The following is a 14,599-nucleotide window of genomic DNA, read 5'->3' on the forward strand; positions in this document are numbered from 1 at the left end:
CAAGGGGTATACCCCCTCTCCCCCTTGTTTGGGTTCAAAGTCTTGATTCGATTTGGGTTAGGTCTGGACTTCTCCTTTTGGGGAGAGGAAGGCGTAACTAAACTCGAAGGGATAAAGCGGGATAGGAGTGAAAGGCCGCGACGGTGGATCGTCCAGGTATTCTATGTAGTTCTATTTTACCAAGGTGGCGGGGGTAATATGCCATTTATTTTTGAGGCGGAAGTGGTTTGGTTTGTTGGAGTTGCTTGGATTTTGGGGCGGATGGGGGCTTGACACGTGATTTTGCCAGTTTTTTTTCTGAAAATACTTTTAAGTGGTTGATGGGTAATGGGTTAGATGGTTTTGGCGACTCTTGGCAAAAGTCAGGCGGGTGGGCGGTTGTTCTGCTAGAACGACAACTACGGAGGTTCTGCGCTCAGCGCAGAATGACGGTTGTGGGGGAAGGACGGTTGTGAGGGTAGGACGGTTGTGGGGGTAGGACGGTTGTGGGGTGGGGCGACGTTGGGGTGGGGCGACGGTTGCGGTGTGTGGAAGACAGTGTGGGGGTGGGTAGGGCGAGGGTTGAACTCCCTCAGCGGCTAAAGCCGGGACCGTTCGGAGTTATTTACGGCGGGACTGAAGTCCCGCCCTTTCAAAGCTTGAACACACCAGCCTTTGCTGGACTTATAGGGGGAGGGCCAGGACCAGGTCGTCGTGGAGGGTGGTGCCTACGAGGAACTGGCGGGTGCCTATGGTTTGGAAGCCCTGGCGGTGGTACCAGGCGATGGCTTTGCGGTTCTCGCCGTAGACGCCGAGGAGGAGGCGGGTCATGTTCAGGTCGCGGGATTTTTGTATGGACCAGTTGAGAAGGGCGAGGCCTACTCCTGTGCCCTGGAAGCGCTGGAAGAGATAGATTCGGCGGAGTTCGATGTCCGTGGGGGTGAGGGGGACGGGGAGGTCCGGGGGGCAGAGGACGGCGTAGCCGATGGGGGAGTTGAGTAGTTCGGAGACGGCTATGTGGGTTTGGGGGTCGGCTAGCCAGGTGGCGTATTTGGCGACGGAGTTGTTTTTCTGGAGGTGGGCGAGGACGTCTGCTCCGTCGAGGGTGCCGGCGAAGTTTTCGAGGAAGGTGCCGGAGGCGACGATGGAGAGGAAGTGCTCGTCTCCGGGGTGGCAGACGCGGATGGGGAGTTCGGACATTTGGTTATGGTAGTGGCGGGGATCGCGGAAAGCGAATCACGGAGTGCACGGAGGGAAAGAGGGGGCACGGGAATGGTTTGGGCTGGGAGGGGACCGCCTGGGGCTGAAGCACCCTTGTTGCCTTGGCGGTGACGGGGGGCTGAAGCCCCCGTCTAATCCGAACAGCAAAGACAACTCCATCAACTAGACTTGGGGTGTGGCTATGCAGCGGTTTTCCTCTTTTCGTGACTTCGACTGGACCTTGCTTTCGTTGATCGGTGTGCTCAGCGTGATGAGCGTGCTGGAGATCAAGTCGGCTACGCTGATGACGAAGTTTCGGGGGTTCGACCATAAACAGATTCTGTTTCTGCTGGGTGGGATGGCGCTGATGTTCGTGATCTCGCTGGTGGACTATCACCGGCTGCTGGATATTGCGCCGTGGGCGTATGGGGTTGGGTTTGTCGCGCTGGTGGCGGTGAAGGTGGTGGGGACGAAGGTGCTGGGGGCTCGGCGATGGATCAAGCTGCCCGGGGGGATCCACTTTCAGCCTTCGGAGTGGGTGAAGTTGATTTTGATTTTGACGGTGGCTCGGTTTTTCTGGGCGCGTGCGGGCAGGGATCTTACGTGGACCGATATTTTCAAGGTGTTTGCGCTGGTGGGGGTACCGCTGCTGCTGGTGCTGTCGCAGCCGGACCTGGGGACGTCGCTGACCTATGTGCCGGTGCTGGTGATTGGGCTGTTCCTGGGGGGGATCAGTTGGAAGCAGGCGGGGATTCTGATCCTGGCGTTTCTGCTGGTGGGTGGAGCGGTGGTGAAGTCGGGTAAGGTGCTGAAGCCGTACCAGGTGGCGAGGCTGACGAGCTTTATGGACCCGGATAACGATCCGAAGGGAAGTGGGTATCAGATACGGCAGTCGAAGATTGCGGTGGGGTCGGGTGGGATCTGGGGGAAGGGGACGAACAGAGGGACGCAGACGCAGGGGGACTTTCTGCCGATTCCCTATACCGACTTTATCTTTGCGGCGCTGAGCGAGGAGCATGGGTTCATTGGCGCGGTGGTGGTGCTGCTGCTTTATTTCCTGATCTTGATGCGGCTGATCCAGAATGCGCAGACGGCTTCCGATCTGCCGGGGACGTTCATCGTCATGGGTGTGGTGGCGGTGCTGGTGTTTCAGATTGCGGTGAATGTGGGGATGGTGGTGGGGCTGATGCCGGTGACGGGGATTCCGCTGCCGCTGCTGAGCTATGGGGGATCGAGCGTGCTGTTTACGTTTCTGGCGCTGGGGATTGTGATGAATATCCGGATGCGGCGATTTGTAAACTAGGTTTTGGCGTGCACGGGCTAACTTTTCCGGGTTTTGGGGTTTGAGTGGTTATGAACGTTTGGATGAAGAGCGGATTTTTGTTGGGTCTGGGTATTTTGGGTTTTACGGGTGTGGGGGCTTCGGGCCAGATGCATCGGCATGAGCGGGACAGGGTGGAGGCGACGGAGTCGCAGAACTGCTTTGACGCGAGCGATCCGCAGGAGATTCGGCTATGGGAGGGGCGTGCGCCGGGTGCGGCGGGGGACGATCCCTGCCGGGATATTCCTTACCTGAAGGTGTTTCGGGCGGAGTCGGGTTCCCGGCAGCCGAGGCCGGTGATTTTGGTGGTTGGCGGCGGAGGGTATGACCGGCTGACCGATACCAAGGAACAGGCGCCGGTGGCGGAGTACTTCTCAAGGACGCTGGGGGTGGATGCGTTCGTTCTGTACTACAGGCTGGTGCAGAAGGACGGGACGTACCGGTATCCGGTGCCGATGTGGGACGGGCAGAGGGCGATCAAGCTGGTGAGGGCGCGGGCGGCGCAGTTAGGGGTCGATCCGGGGCGGGTGGCGATGTTTGGCTTCTCGGCTGGCGGTCACCTGGCGAGTACGCTGGCGCTGCACTCGGCGAGCGACTTCGACCTGCCGGTGCATGATGCGGTGGACGGACAGAAGGGCCGGCCGGATCTGCTGGGGCTGGGATATCCGGTGATCTCGATGGACCCGGCTACTGTGCCGCCTTCGGGCTCGTACAAGAATCTGCTGCGGGGGTTCGATGGAGGGCAACTGCGGCATCTGCAGGATTACCTGTCCGGGGAGAAGAACGTGACGCCGCATACGCCACCGGTGTTTCTGTTTGAGAGCATGGACGACGCTCGGATCAGTCCGCAGAACAGCGTGCTGTTTGTGGCTGCGCTGCGGGCTGCGGGGATTGCTGTGGACGCGCATCTGTTTGCGCATGGAGAGCATGGGGCGGGGCTCGCGGAGGGGATTCCGGAGGAGAGTGCCTGGCCGGGGCTGTTTCGAGACTGGCTGGTGGGGCAGCGGTTTCTGGGGCGGTAGGGTGGAGCACGAGGGTCTGCCAGGGCATGGTGATTCCCGGAATGAATCCGACTTTGGTTATGCGGCAGAAAGAGATATGCAGTAATCATTGTTCCTTTTGAGGAACGGGGGGATAATTACGCGGTAGATCGAAAGTGGCATCTCACTCGGGCAGAGAGGCGGTCGAAGCATGTCGATGAGGACGTCTGAGGCTTTGGCGGGCGAAGCGAACGGGATCGATCTGACGGGGAGGACGGTGCTGGGCGTCGTTCGGAGTATGGTCTCGCAACCGGCCCGGGTTGCGCTGCGGAGCTTTGCGGAAGGGGATACAACGATTCTGCTGGTGACGGTGGCGTCTGTTGATTTGCAGGTGCTGACCGGCAGAGATGGGCGGACGGCGCGGTCGTTGCGCGCGCTTGTGAACGCGATAGGGTCAAGGCCCGGACGGCGGATGGAGCTTGAGGTTCAAGGAGAGACTGAGGCTCGAAGCTGATGTTGGCTCGGATGGCTTTCCTGCATACGCCCGATGAACGGTTTATCGTTCTGTCCGAGATGGCGTCTGCCGCTTCAGAGCCCGGTCGGAGCTGCTTTTCGCTGACGACGTTCGACCACGAGAATACGTTTCTGAAGCTGGTGGCGACGGCGGAGATGGTGATGGATCTGACGACCGAGATCATTGCAGCGGTGCTGCTTTCGGTTTCGCAACCGACGTTTCCGCACCGCTGGGTGGAGGTGGGCCTGAACGCTGCGGAGATCGAACGGCTGGGACTGCACGCGGAGAGCGTGGAGGTGAGCCAGTTCGTCGACCCTGATCCTGTGGTGGAGATTCCGGCGGTTCCGGTGAAGAATCCTTTCAGTTTTCAGGACGGTGCGGAACAGTTTCACGAGTTTCTGATGCAGGCACCTACGCCGTTTGTGATGACGGAAGGGCCGGAGCATCGGATGACGTTCATCAATCCGCCTTATGTGCGGCTGCTGGGCCGGTTGACCAAGGAGGCGTTCCTGGGCAAGACGGTTCGGGAGGCTCTGCCGGAGATGGAGGGGCAGCCGTTCTTTGGGCTGATGGACGAGGTCTACCGGACGGGGGTTCCTTATATTGGCATCGAGGTTCCGGGCCGGCTGCAATCCGATATTTCTCAGCAGGAACAGGATCTGTTCTTCGACTTTATCTATCATCCCCTGCGGGACAGGGCGGGCAGGGTGTCCGGGGTGATGATCCAGGCGACCGACGTGACGGATCGTGTGTTGTCGCACCAGGTGATGAGCAGCCGTGAGGATCAGCTTTATACGCAGTGGCAGGAGCTGGAGGCGATCTACCGCTCGGGGCTGGTGGGGGTGATGCTGCTGGAGGCTAACAAGGAGCTTCGAATCCTGCGGATCAACGAGATCCAGGCGGGGTTGCTGGGAGAGCCGGTGGATGAGGTTGAGGGTCGGCCGGTGCGGGAGTGCTGCGCGAGTGTTCCTGCGCTGGAAGCGCTGGTCGAACGCGGGTTGGCGGGGGAGACGGTTCTCAATGAGGTGGTGCGGCCGATGGGAGGCGGGGGACGGGACTGGCTGGTGAGTGTGACGCCGCTCCGGAGTAAGACGGGGGTGATTGAGAAGCTTTACTGCTTGTCTGTGGAGGTTCCGGGGCCAGCGGGGATGGTGCAGTGAGGGTATGGGCAGACGGCTCAATCCCGATTTGTGACGATGGGGTTACAATATGTGCAGACCGATTCTGCTGTTTGTTGCGAATCTGGTGCATACTGATTTCATGCTGAGCGGCCAGATGCCGATTCAGTGCAGTAAACCCGCTCATACTGGCGCCGGGCGCCGAGCGGCAACGAGACTTTAGAGCTTTTAGAACGACCTAAGAGTTTTTAGATTTTAGAAAAAAGGCCGGCCAGGCTTGAGATTTCGAACTCCGTTGGCCGGACAGGTTCTGAGCATGAACGCAATGGGAAGGCAAACGGCCCCGCCTCAGCATGAGGTTGTTTCGGTCACCTTCCGCGCGTTCTTTTTTTCGCTTGAAGCATCCATTCGTGGCTCCGATCTATCCTGTTTTGCCCTATGCTCCGCGAACGTGCGGAGGTGTGGGGCCGGGGTGTGCCAACACCTTGCAACAGCAATCGACACCATCGCTTCTGCGTCTCAGGATTGGTCCGTACCGATGGTTGGGAGCGCCTGAACCAGGGCGCTGCCGCCGAATCTCAATGCTTGCGCCTGCTTGCCCTGACCTGACGGGATACGTCAGAGGGCAGAAAGAGCAGAGAGCATGTCAAAAGAGATCTATATATCTTCTACGCCGCACGAGACGCGGCTGGCCATTGTTGAGAACGACGAACTGGCTGAGATTTACTACGAGCGTGAGAACGAGTACACGCTGGCGGGCTCCATCTATAACGGCAAGGTGACGCGCGTGCTTCCGGGCATGCAGAGCTCGTTTGTGGATATCGGGCTGGAGCGGGACGCCTTCCTCTACATCACGGACTTCATGGAAGAAGCCGGCGATAGCGCCGACTTTGAAGCGAATGCGAATGGGGCGGATAAGGCTCCGCGCGGGGATCGTAATGGAGGCGGGAACGACCGCGGGCGGGATCGTGGGCCTCGGCAGGATCGTGGGGATCGCTCTGATCAGGCGCGTTTGCCGGAGCGGAGTGCTGAGCCTACGGATGCGGATCTGTTTACGGAGGCGGTTTCCGGGCTTGATCCGGCTCGTCCGGTTGCGCCCAGGAATGGGAATGGAGCTGGCTCTGAGTTGGAGCGGTCGGATCGTGGGGATCGCGGCAGCAGGCGTGGTGGGCGCAACCGGCGGGATCGCGGTGCGTTCAACTCTGATGGGACTCCTCGGCGTGATCGTGGCGAGAGTGGGAACCGGGCTGATGCTGGCAATCGGACAGACAGGCCTGCGCAGAGCTTTGTAGCTCCCGTGGAGACTCCGGTCGAGGCGACCCCTGCGGCTGGGAATGATGAGTTGGGTGAAGGCGCTCCGGGGGCAGATGGCAGCCGGCGTTGGCGTGGACGTCGTGGACGGCGGGGTAACCGTGGTCCGGGGCGTGAGGGTCAGGCTACGCAGGGTGCTGAGGCTCCGGCTGGCGAGGAGTTTATTGTTGCGGCTCCGGGGTTTGAGGATTCGGTTGAACCGGCGTTCGACGGCGGATACGACATGGGGGCGAGTGCTGCTGAAGCTGAGGCTCCGGTTGCTGAGGTCTCTGAGCGTGCGCCGCGTGAGGGCAGGAATGACCGTGGCGGGCGTGGTGGACGCGATCGTGGCGGGAATCGTGGGCGTGGGGATCGCGGGGGGCAGCAGGCTCCTCCGCGTGTACCGCGTGGGTTTGCGCCTTCACTGAGCTTGTACAAGGTGGACGGCAGCGCGGATGAGGCTCCGGAGTACCAGGAGCAGGTTCCGGCTCCTTATGGGTTTGAGGCTGAGGTTGAGGCTCCGATTGAGCCGATCATTCTGCCGGGTGAATCGCTGCGGAAGTACCGCACGGATCTGCCGGAGGAGAAGCCGATTGAGGCTGCCGCTCCTGCTGCTGCCGAGGATTTTGCGCTGAAGGGCGCATGGGACGGCGGGCTGGTGCTGCCGGGTGAGACGATTCGGCCTCGTGGGCCTGGAGCTGACTCTGGTTCTTCGAGCTCCGGGCGAAGTGAAGGGCGTGGGCGGGATGATCGTGGCTCGCGCGACTCGCGTGGCGGTGATCGTGGGCGTGGTGGAGATCGTGGACGCGGCGGCCGGGATGATCGTGGCGGGCGTGATCGTGGACCGCGTGAGGATCGTCCGCGTGAGGATCGTGGGCCTCGGGCTGAGTACGCGGCTCCTGTGGCTGCTCCGGTGCCGTTTGTGGCTCCGGCGGTTGAGGCTGAGCCTTTGACTGCGAGCCATGGCGTAGAGGTTGAGCAGGCTCCGTTTGAGTCCGGCCAGGGCCATGTGGTGCCGGTGGAGGTTGCGCAGGCCGAATCAGTTGAGCAGATTCACAGCACCTTTGTGCCGCCGCCGCCGATGCCGGAGCAGGTTGAAGTTGCTGCCGAGCCGGAGTTTGTGGAGCATGTGCAGGAGTTTGAGCCCACCGAGGGTTCGGCTTCGTTCCGGGTCGATCCGGTGCCGCCGAGCGAGTATCGCCAGAGTGCTCCGGTTGAGACGCCTGAGTTCAGCGACGCTGCCGAAGAGCACATTACGCCTACGCATGAGGCTGCTCACGAGGCTCATGAGCAGGTGATCGAGCATGAGGTGATGGAGCACGAGGAGATTGCTCCCGAGGTTGTGGAGCATGATGTGACTTCGATCTCGGCTACGGGCGAGATGCACTCCGAGGCTCCGACCGAGGCGGCGCATGAGCTTCCGGCGATGGAGATTGCGGAGCCGACGGCACCGATCGCGCACGAGGGTGCGGTGGTCGAGCAGAAGCAGGTTGCGGCGCACTTCCAGCCGGGCGACGGACATCTTGAGGAAGAGGAGATGTTCGACGAGGAGGAGGAGGTTCTGCCTTCGCTTCATGCGCAGAGCGGCGAGAGCTTCCAACATTCCGACCACTCGGATCACTCCGAGCAGGAGACGCTGGAGGGTGTGGCTGACCTGGGGACGATGCTGCGGGAGATGTCGATCGACCAGATCACGCGCACGGAGCCGACCGAAGGTATCGATGAGGATGACCTGGAAGAAGACTTCCTGGAAGAGGATCAGGACTATGATTCCGCCTCCGGTGAGGGTGAGTTCGAGGAGGAAGAAGGCGGCGAAGAGGGTCTGAGCGACGAGGGCCTGGAAGGGATTGAGGACGCCGAGTACGGCAAGGGCTTTGAGGGCGCGCATGTGCAGGAGGGCGGCGAGGCTGCTGCTCCGGTTCGTACGGATGCGAATGTGAGCCGTGAGCCGAGGCGCGATCGGGATGACCGTGGCCGCCGGGATGGACGCAGGGGCGATCGTGGACGTCGGGATCGTGGGTCTGATCGCGGCTCGGATCGTGGCGGTGACCGTAACTCTGAGCGTGGGTCGTTTACTTCGCCGGGTGCGGGTTCTGATCGGCCGGAGCGTTCTAGCTCCGATCGTGGCGGATCGCGTGATTCGCGTGGCGGACGTGGTTCGAGGCAGTCGATGCAGAGCACGAACCTGCCGGCGATCTCTGAGCTGCTGAAGCCGGGCCAGGAGATTCTGTGCCAGATTGCGAAGGAGCCGATCGCCAAGAAGGGCGCGCGGATCACGTCGCACATTGCGCTGCCGGGGCGGTTCCTGGTGTTCATGCCTACCGTCAATCACACGGGTGTCTCGCGGAAGATTGAGAGCGATGGCGAACGTCGTCGTCTGAAGGAGATTCTGCTGAGCGAGAAGGGCGAGGCTTCGGGCGGTTTCATCGTTCGGACTGCTGCTTCAGGTGCTAGCGAAGAGGAGCTTCGGAGCGATCTGCGCTTCCTGTTGAACCTCTGGGCGGATATCAAGGCGCGGTCTGAGTCGTCGAAGTCTCCGGCGTTGATCTATCACGATCTCAACCTCGTCGAGCGCGTACTGCGCGACCAGGTGACGGATACCTTCTCTGCGATCTGGGTCGATACGGAGACCGAGTATGAGCGGGTGCTGCGCTTCCTGCAGAGGTTCCAGCCGAGCCTGATCCGGCGTGTGAAGCTCTACACGAAGGAGACGCCGCTGTTCGAGCAGTTTGGCATCACAGAAGAGATCAACAAGGCTCTGCGGAGCAAGGTGTGGCTGAAGTCGGGTGGATCGATTGTGATCAACCAGACCGAGGCGCTGGTGGCCATCGACATCAACACCGGCAAGTTTGTGGGTAAGACGGCGCGGCTTGAGGACACAATCGTCAAGACGAACCTGGACGCGATCCCTGAGATCGTGCGGCAGATCCGGCTGCGCGACCTGGGCGGGATTATCATCATCGACTTCATCGATATGGATGAGCGGAAGAACCGGAACAAGGTGATGGCAGCGCTCGAAGAAGAGCTGAAGAGCGATCGTGCGCCGAGCAAGGTTCTGCAGTTCAACGACTTTGGCCTGGTGGCGATTACGCGTAAGCGCGTGAAGCAGTCGCTGGAGCGGACGCTCTCGACGACGTGCGGTGTGTGTGCGGGTACCGGGATGGTGAAGTCGCCGGTGACGGTGTGCAACGACATCTATGTCGAGATGCGGAAGATGCATAAGCATCTGGATCGCGGCGATGTGATGTTGCGCGTGCATCCGGAGGTCGTGAAGCAGTTGAAGTCCGGGACGTCTCGCTGGCTGCAGGAGATGGAAGAGATGTGCGGGAAGACGATTCTGGTGAAGAGCGATCCCAGCTTGCATCCGGAGCAGTTTGATATCCACTAAAAACAGGGACCAGGGCCTAGTGACTAGGGCCTAGAAAACAAGGGCGGGATCCGGGTTGGTTTGTGACCTGGGTCCCGTCTTTCATTTTGGTGAAGGATTTCAGCGGGAATTGGTGCAGACTTGGGGGAGGCCCCGGGTCCAGTAATCGTTGGATGGGTTTTGTGCGTCCAACCACAACAAGAGTCCACCAGCCGGGTTAGAACGTCTGAAGAACCAGGCAATACTCAAGGGAGTCCTCACCATGCTTAACGATTCACTGATCCTTCGTCCCTCCGCCTTTGTGTGCCGCACCGCAGCGATCGCTGCTTTGGCGTGCGCCTCGACGCTGGGCTTTGCACAGCAGTCCGTTTCCGATGTCGATACGACCAAGGCTGCGACCGCTCCGGTTGTTCTGCCGGCCGTTCACCCGATGGACTTCTCCGGGCTGGATGGCGTGTCGTACAGCTCCAGCACAGAGCCGGTTGGCGGTGTGGATGTGGCTGAGACGGCTACGCTCGATATCAAGGGGCTGGATGCACTGCAGCCACCGCCGCGGCGCCGGTATGGGAACCGCCGGTATAACGACAGCTCGCATAATCCGGATGGATCGAACAAATATGCGTTTATCGCGGGTGTGGGCGTAACTATTCCTGCTGGAAATTTGCACAAGTATGACACGGAGTCCTGGGGTTTCCAGGTGGGTGGCGGACGCAACTTCAACAAGCATTTCTCAGTGCTTGCACAGTTTGACTACGATCACTTTGGTCTGCAGGGAACGACGTTGACGAACCAGAACACCCTGTACGGCACGGCTGGAGACGGTCTGGATGGCAACAGCCATATCTGGTCGTTCACGGTCAATCCGACCTACAACATTGCGGTGAGGGAGACTCTGGGCGCTTATGTCGTGGGCGGCGTGGGCTTCTATCACAAGGTGACGAACTTCACGCTGCCGGAGACGGGCGAGTATTTCGATCCCTATTACGGACCTGTCGAGTACACGGCGAACGAGGTGATCGATCACTACACCTCGAATGCACCGGGTTTCAATGGCGGTTTCGGGTTGACGTACAAGCCATCTCGCTTTGCTGGGGAGCGCTTCTATGCTGAAGCCCGTTATGTGTATATGATCAACTCGCAAAAGCAGGGGATTACCGTTGCGAATGCGAACTCGGCGTTCGGTGCGGCCTATACCGGATCGAATTTTTACCCTGCAAACAGCAACCGGACGAGCTACATTCCTATCAAGGTTGGCGTTCGGTTCTAACCTGGATCGTGCTTCAAACAGGATGGCCCGGCTCTTTGAGCCGGGCCATCTGTTTGTGTGGAGCGACTTCGAAACCTCACACAGCGGCTATCTGAAATCCGGCCTGTTGCGCGGCCGAGAGAAGCTGGGCATCTGCTGAGATGAAGATGCAAGTCTGGGGATTCCCTGAACACCAAGTCCACGCAGCGGCGAGTTGAAGTGCGTCGGCGGCTTTCAATGGGTAGCTTGTCAGAAAGGTCTCTGCCTGGGCCCGGAGTGCTTCACTTGGTTGGAGTTCTCGCCAACTGCGCCGAAGCTTCTCAAGTCTTGCGCCAGCCTCCGCATGTTCAATGGCTGTCACCTGCTTCATCCTCAGGAGTCTCTCGAAAGAGCTGCGCATTTCGACCGGTGTAGCCCACCACACCGCAATGTCGTGTTGAACGAGAAGCTGATGAACGCTCGAGCTTGGTTGTTGCTTGAGGCACAAAGGGACCAGGGCGCTTGTATCCCAGAACGCATGTTTCACCGGTCTCCCCGGCTTTCAATGGCAGCTTCAACTGCGGTCTCTTGTGAGACATTGCCTGCGGGCATGGAAAAGAACTGATCCCAGTCCATCGCCTCTTCCGGCATCTTCAGGGCACCGGAGGCGACGAGTTCAACTTCGTGATCCCATTCAGCGCCCTGCCGGAAGGGCAGAATTCGTGCCACGGGAACGCTACGATCCCGGATCACAATCTCCTCGCCGTTCTTCACGTATTGGAGATAGCTACTTAACTGGTTTTTCAGTTCGCCAATGTTCACTGTTCTCATAGGCTAAGAATACGCTCACATGGCTAAGTTAGCTATGACGATCTGCCTGAAGTTTAGATGCCGACGGGGTAGGGCTTCTCGTGCGTCTCGCCCTGGGAGCGGGGGCCTAGCCAGTCGAAGCGTCCCTGCAGGAGGCTGAGGAGGCCGGTGTACCAGTAGCCGAAGACGAACAGGACCAGGAAGGGGACTGTGAAGTAGTTCTCGCTGGTGATGGCGTACCAGATGGTGAAGGCGAAGTAACAGCCGATGAGGAGCTCGATCCAGGGGACGATGCCGAGGCGTTTGCGGTACTTGTGGGCCTGGGATTTTTCACCCTTCTTGCGGATGCCGGCCTTAGGGGTTCGGGCGAAGGCGCTCTGGACGCCGAAGAGGGCTTCGAGGACGGCCTTGGTGTTGGTGATCGTCAGGCCTACGCCGAGACCCATCAGGCAGGGCAGGTAGAGGAAGGTGCGGGTCCAGCGGCGGGGAAAGAGTTCCTTCTGGCTGACGAGATAAAAGGACGAGACGGACATGGTGCTGGCCATGAAGAGGGGGAAGTCGATCAGCATCATCTGGACCCAGCCCTGGTAGCTGCGGATGATCATGGCGGGCATGAGCAGGGTGCTGAGGACGATCATCAGCGGGTAGCTGAGGTTGGCGGTGAGGTGGTACCAGGCCTCCAGCTTGGTGTGGAAGGGGGCGTCCGACTTCATGACGCGGGGGAGGATCTTTTTGCCGGTCTGGATGAGGCCCTTGGCCCAGCGGGCTTGCTGGGTTTTGAAGGCGGTCATCTCGATGGGGAGCTCGGCAGGGCACTCGACGTCCTGGAGGTATTTGAACTTCCAGCCGATCATCTGGGCGCGGTAGGAGAGGTCTGTGTCTTCTGTGAGGGTGTCGTGCTGCCAGCCACCGGCCTCTGCGATGACCTTGGTGCGCCACATGCCGGCGGTGCCGTTGAAGTTGAAGAAGACTCCGGCGCGGCTGCGGCCGCCGTGCTCCAGGACGAAGTGGCCGTCAAGGAGGATGGCTTCGACCTGGGTGAGGAAGGAGTAGTTGCGGTTGAGGTGGGTCCAACGGGTCTGGACCATGCCGATTTCGGGCTCGGCGAAGTGGTGGATGACCTGCATGACCCACATGGGCGGGGGGACGAAGTCTGCGTCGAAGATGGCGACGAACTCGCCGCGTGCGGTGCGGAGGCCTTCGTCGAGCGCGCCGGCCTTGAAGCCGTAGCGGTTGGTGCGGTGGACGTAGAAGATGGGCTGCGGGGGCATGCCTTCGAAGCCGGCGGCGTAGCGCTCGACGATCTCACGGGCGACCTCTACGGTCTCGTCGGTGGAGTCGTCGAGGAGCTGGATCTCGAAGCGGTCGCGGGGGTAATCGAGCTTGCAGCAGGCCTGGATGAGGCGCTCGATGACGAACTGCTCGTTGTAGCTGGGGAGCTGGATGGTGACGAAGGGGAGATTGGCCTCGTCGAAGCGGGCTACTGGCTCGCGCCATTTGGCGGCGTTCTTCTTGTTCTTGAAGTAGAGCCAGACGAGCTGATAGCGGTGGATGCCGTAGAACGCCAGGATGATCATGACGAAGAAGTACGGGATCAGGAGGCAGAGATCGAAGGTGTTGAGGCGGTAGAGGTGGTCGAAGGTGCGGTCTGTGTAGTGGTGCTTGATGTACTGGCTCAGGCCCTTGGGGGCTACGAGAAAGGCGAGCAGCGCTCCGAGAGGGTTGGGGGTCAGGATCAGGGTGGGGCTCCGGTAGTAGATTCCTGATGATTTTACGTGATGAGAGGAGGGGAAAAGCGAACCACGGAGGGCACAGAGGGAAATGCGAGGGCGCGGAGGGACAGGGCTAGGTGAGGAAGAGGGTGTGGTAGGGGGTGTCGCGCTGGACGGGGCGGAAGCCGGCGTCGCGGATGAGGCGGCGGAGCTCTTCTTCGGTGGCTCCTAAGCCGGTGGCGGACATGACGGAGCCGGCGTCGTTTGAGCCGAAGCGGAGGGCCATCTGGAGGACCTTGAGGCCGTGGGCGGAGGCTTCGGTCTGGATGTTTTCGATGTTGTCCAGGACCATGCGGGCGATGGCGAGGGTCTTGAGGGACTCGACGCTGGTGGGCTCTTCCAGGCCCTGCTGGCGCTGCTGCGGGGTAGGGAGGTGCGCGGCGAGGGAGAAGCTGGAGAAGCCGCCGGTCTCGGCCTGGAGGGTGCGGAGGGCTTCGAGATGGGCTACGCGCTGCTCTGAGGTCTCACCGAAGCCGAAGAGCATGGAGGCAGAGGAGCGCAGGCCTAGCTGGTGGGCGGTGCGGTGGAAGTTGAGCCATTCGGCGGATTCGCAGAGTGGGGATTTGAGGATCTCGCGGGCTTCGTCGTCCAGGATGGCGGCGTCTTCTCCGGTGATGGAGTCGAGGCCGGCGTCCTTGAGGCGGGTGAGTAGGAGCGGGAGGTCGGAGGCCTCGGGGAGGGTGAGGAGTTTGGTGGCGTCGAGGCCGTGGAGCCAGAGGTGCGGATGGTGCTGGCGGAGGGCGGTGAGGAGGTATTCGAGGGTTTCGAGCGGGAGGCCGAGGGGGGAGGCGTCGATGAGGGTGAGACCGGTGGCTCCGGTGTCGGCGGCCTGGCGGGCCTGGTTCAGGAGCGCAGGCAGGAGGTCTTCTGTTGGCTTGAGCTCGATGCGGCGGTCGATGAGGTAGGAGACGACGCCTTCAGGGTGGAGGGTGCGGCGGACTGCGTCGGCCTCCATGCCGATGCCGATGAGGTCGTCTGAGCGGAAGCAGTCGAGAGCCTGTGCTGCGGTGATTCCCATAGGTT

At 60.8% G+C, this 14,599-nt stretch carries 10 protein-coding genes; 6 read left to right on the forward strand and 4 right to left on the reverse strand.

The genetic code is table 11. The features are described from left to right. Positions 1-663: 663 nt before the first annotated feature. Positions 664-1,179, reverse strand: a complete 516-nt coding sequence (locus tag ACIX9_RS04465; RefSeq protein WP_013579285.1) for a GNAT family N-acetyltransferase — start codon at positions 1,177-1,179, stop codon at positions 664-666. Positions 1,180-1,381: 202 nt separating this feature from the next. Between ACIX9_RS04465 and rodA the strand changes: the two genes are divergently transcribed. From rodA to ACIX9_RS04495, 6 genes are all read left to right on the forward strand, one after another. Beyond that, the gene (gene rodA, locus ACIX9_RS04470) at positions 1,382-2,482 is read left to right on the forward strand and encodes a rod shape-determining protein RodA (protein WP_013579286.1); all 1,101 of its coding nucleotides are present in this window, start codon (positions 1,382-1,384) and stop codon (positions 2,480-2,482) included. Positions 2,483-2,544: 62 nt separating this feature from the next. Next, positions 2,545-3,522: an alpha/beta hydrolase gene (locus tag ACIX9_RS04475; RefSeq protein WP_232298785.1), complete on the forward strand. Its 978-nt coding sequence runs from the start codon at positions 2,545-2,547 to the stop codon at positions 3,520-3,522. 169 nt (positions 3,523-3,691) lie between these two features. Next, complete coding sequence (locus ACIX9_RS04480) at positions 3,692-3,994, forward strand: KH domain-containing protein (protein WP_013579288.1); 303 nt, start codon at positions 3,692-3,694, stop codon at positions 3,992-3,994. 59 nt (positions 3,995-4,053) lie between these two features. Next, complete coding sequence (locus tag ACIX9_RS04485; RefSeq protein WP_198152157.1) at positions 4,054-5,154, forward strand: PAS domain-containing protein; 1,101 nt, start codon at positions 4,054-4,056, stop codon at positions 5,152-5,154. Between the two features lie 601 nt (positions 5,155-5,755). Further along, positions 5,756-9,790 (forward strand): Rne/Rng family ribonuclease, encoded by a 4,035-nt coding sequence (locus tag ACIX9_RS04490; protein ID WP_013579290.1) that lies wholly within the window; start codon positions 5,756-5,758, stop codon positions 9,788-9,790. Positions 9,791-10,031: 241 nt separating this feature from the next. Next, on the forward strand, positions 10,032-11,036 hold the full coding sequence (locus tag ACIX9_RS04495; RefSeq protein ID WP_013579291.1) for an outer membrane beta-barrel protein: 1,005 nt from the start codon (positions 10,032-10,034) through the stop codon (positions 11,034-11,036). 501 nt (positions 11,037-11,537) lie between these two features. On the opposite strand, the gene ACIX9_RS04505 is transcribed toward ACIX9_RS04495, so the two are convergent. The 3 genes from ACIX9_RS04505 to ACIX9_RS04515 all read right to left on the reverse strand — a co-directional run bounded on the left by ACIX9_RS04505 (position 11,538) and on the right by ACIX9_RS04515 (position 14,594). Continuing rightward, positions 11,538-11,825 (reverse strand): type II toxin-antitoxin system Phd/YefM family antitoxin, encoded by a 288-nt coding sequence (locus ACIX9_RS04505; RefSeq protein WP_083808383.1) that lies wholly within the window; start codon positions 11,823-11,825, stop codon positions 11,538-11,540. A 53-nt stretch (positions 11,826-11,878) separates the two neighbouring features. After that, entirely contained in the window at positions 11,879-13,381 is a 1,503-nt protein-coding gene (locus ACIX9_RS04510; protein WP_013579292.1) for a cellulose synthase family protein, read from the reverse strand. A 268-nt stretch (positions 13,382-13,649) separates the two neighbouring features. After that, positions 13,650-14,594 carry a radical SAM protein gene (locus ACIX9_RS04515; RefSeq protein ID WP_013579293.1) on the reverse strand — a complete coding sequence of 315 codons (945 nt, stop codon included), beginning with the start codon at positions 14,592-14,594 and terminating at the stop codon, positions 13,650-13,652. Positions 14,595-14,599: the final 5 nt, after the last annotated feature.

This window comes from Granulicella tundricola MP5ACTX9, assembly GCF_000178975.2.
In the GTDB taxonomy this organism is placed as follows: Bacteria; Acidobacteriota; Terriglobia; order Terriglobales; family Acidobacteriaceae; genus Edaphobacter; species Edaphobacter tundricola.

What these genes read in the sequence shown, in the direction of transcription:
- ACIX9_RS04490 (WP_013579290.1), top strand. Translation starts at nt 5,756, where the DNA reads ATGTCAAAAGAGATCTATATATCTTCTACGCCGCACGAGACGCGGCTG.
- ACIX9_RS04495 (WP_013579291.1), top strand. Translation starts at nt 10,032, where the DNA reads ATGCTTAACGATTCACTGATCCTTCGTCCCTCCGCCTTTGTGTGCCGC.
- rodA (WP_013579286.1), top strand. Translation starts at nt 1,382, where the DNA reads ATGCAGCGGTTTTCCTCTTTTCGTGACTTCGACTGGACCTTGCTTTCG.
- ACIX9_RS04505 (WP_083808383.1), bottom strand. Translation starts at nt 11,825, where the DNA reads ATGAGAACAGTGAACATTGGCGAACTGAAAAACCAGTTAAGTAGCTAT.
- ACIX9_RS04485 (WP_198152157.1), top strand. Translation starts at nt 4,054, where the DNA reads ATGGCGTCTGCCGCTTCAGAGCCCGGTCGGAGCTGCTTTTCGCTGACG.
- ACIX9_RS04475 (WP_232298785.1), top strand. Translation starts at nt 2,545, where the DNA reads ATGAAGAGCGGATTTTTGTTGGGTCTGGGTATTTTGGGTTTTACGGGT.
- ACIX9_RS04465 (WP_013579285.1), bottom strand. Translation starts at nt 1,179, where the DNA reads ATGTCCGAACTCCCCATCCGCGTCTGCCACCCCGGAGACGAGCACTTC.
- ACIX9_RS04515 (WP_013579293.1), bottom strand. Translation starts at nt 14,594, where the DNA reads ATGGGAATCACCGCAGCACAGGCTCTCGACTGCTTCCGCTCAGACGAC.
- ACIX9_RS04510 (WP_013579292.1), bottom strand. Translation starts at nt 13,381, where the DNA reads ATGATCATCCTGGCGTTCTACGGCATCCACCGCTATCAGCTCGTCTGG.
- ACIX9_RS04480 (WP_013579288.1), top strand. Translation starts at nt 3,692, where the DNA reads ATGTCGATGAGGACGTCTGAGGCTTTGGCGGGCGAAGCGAACGGGATC.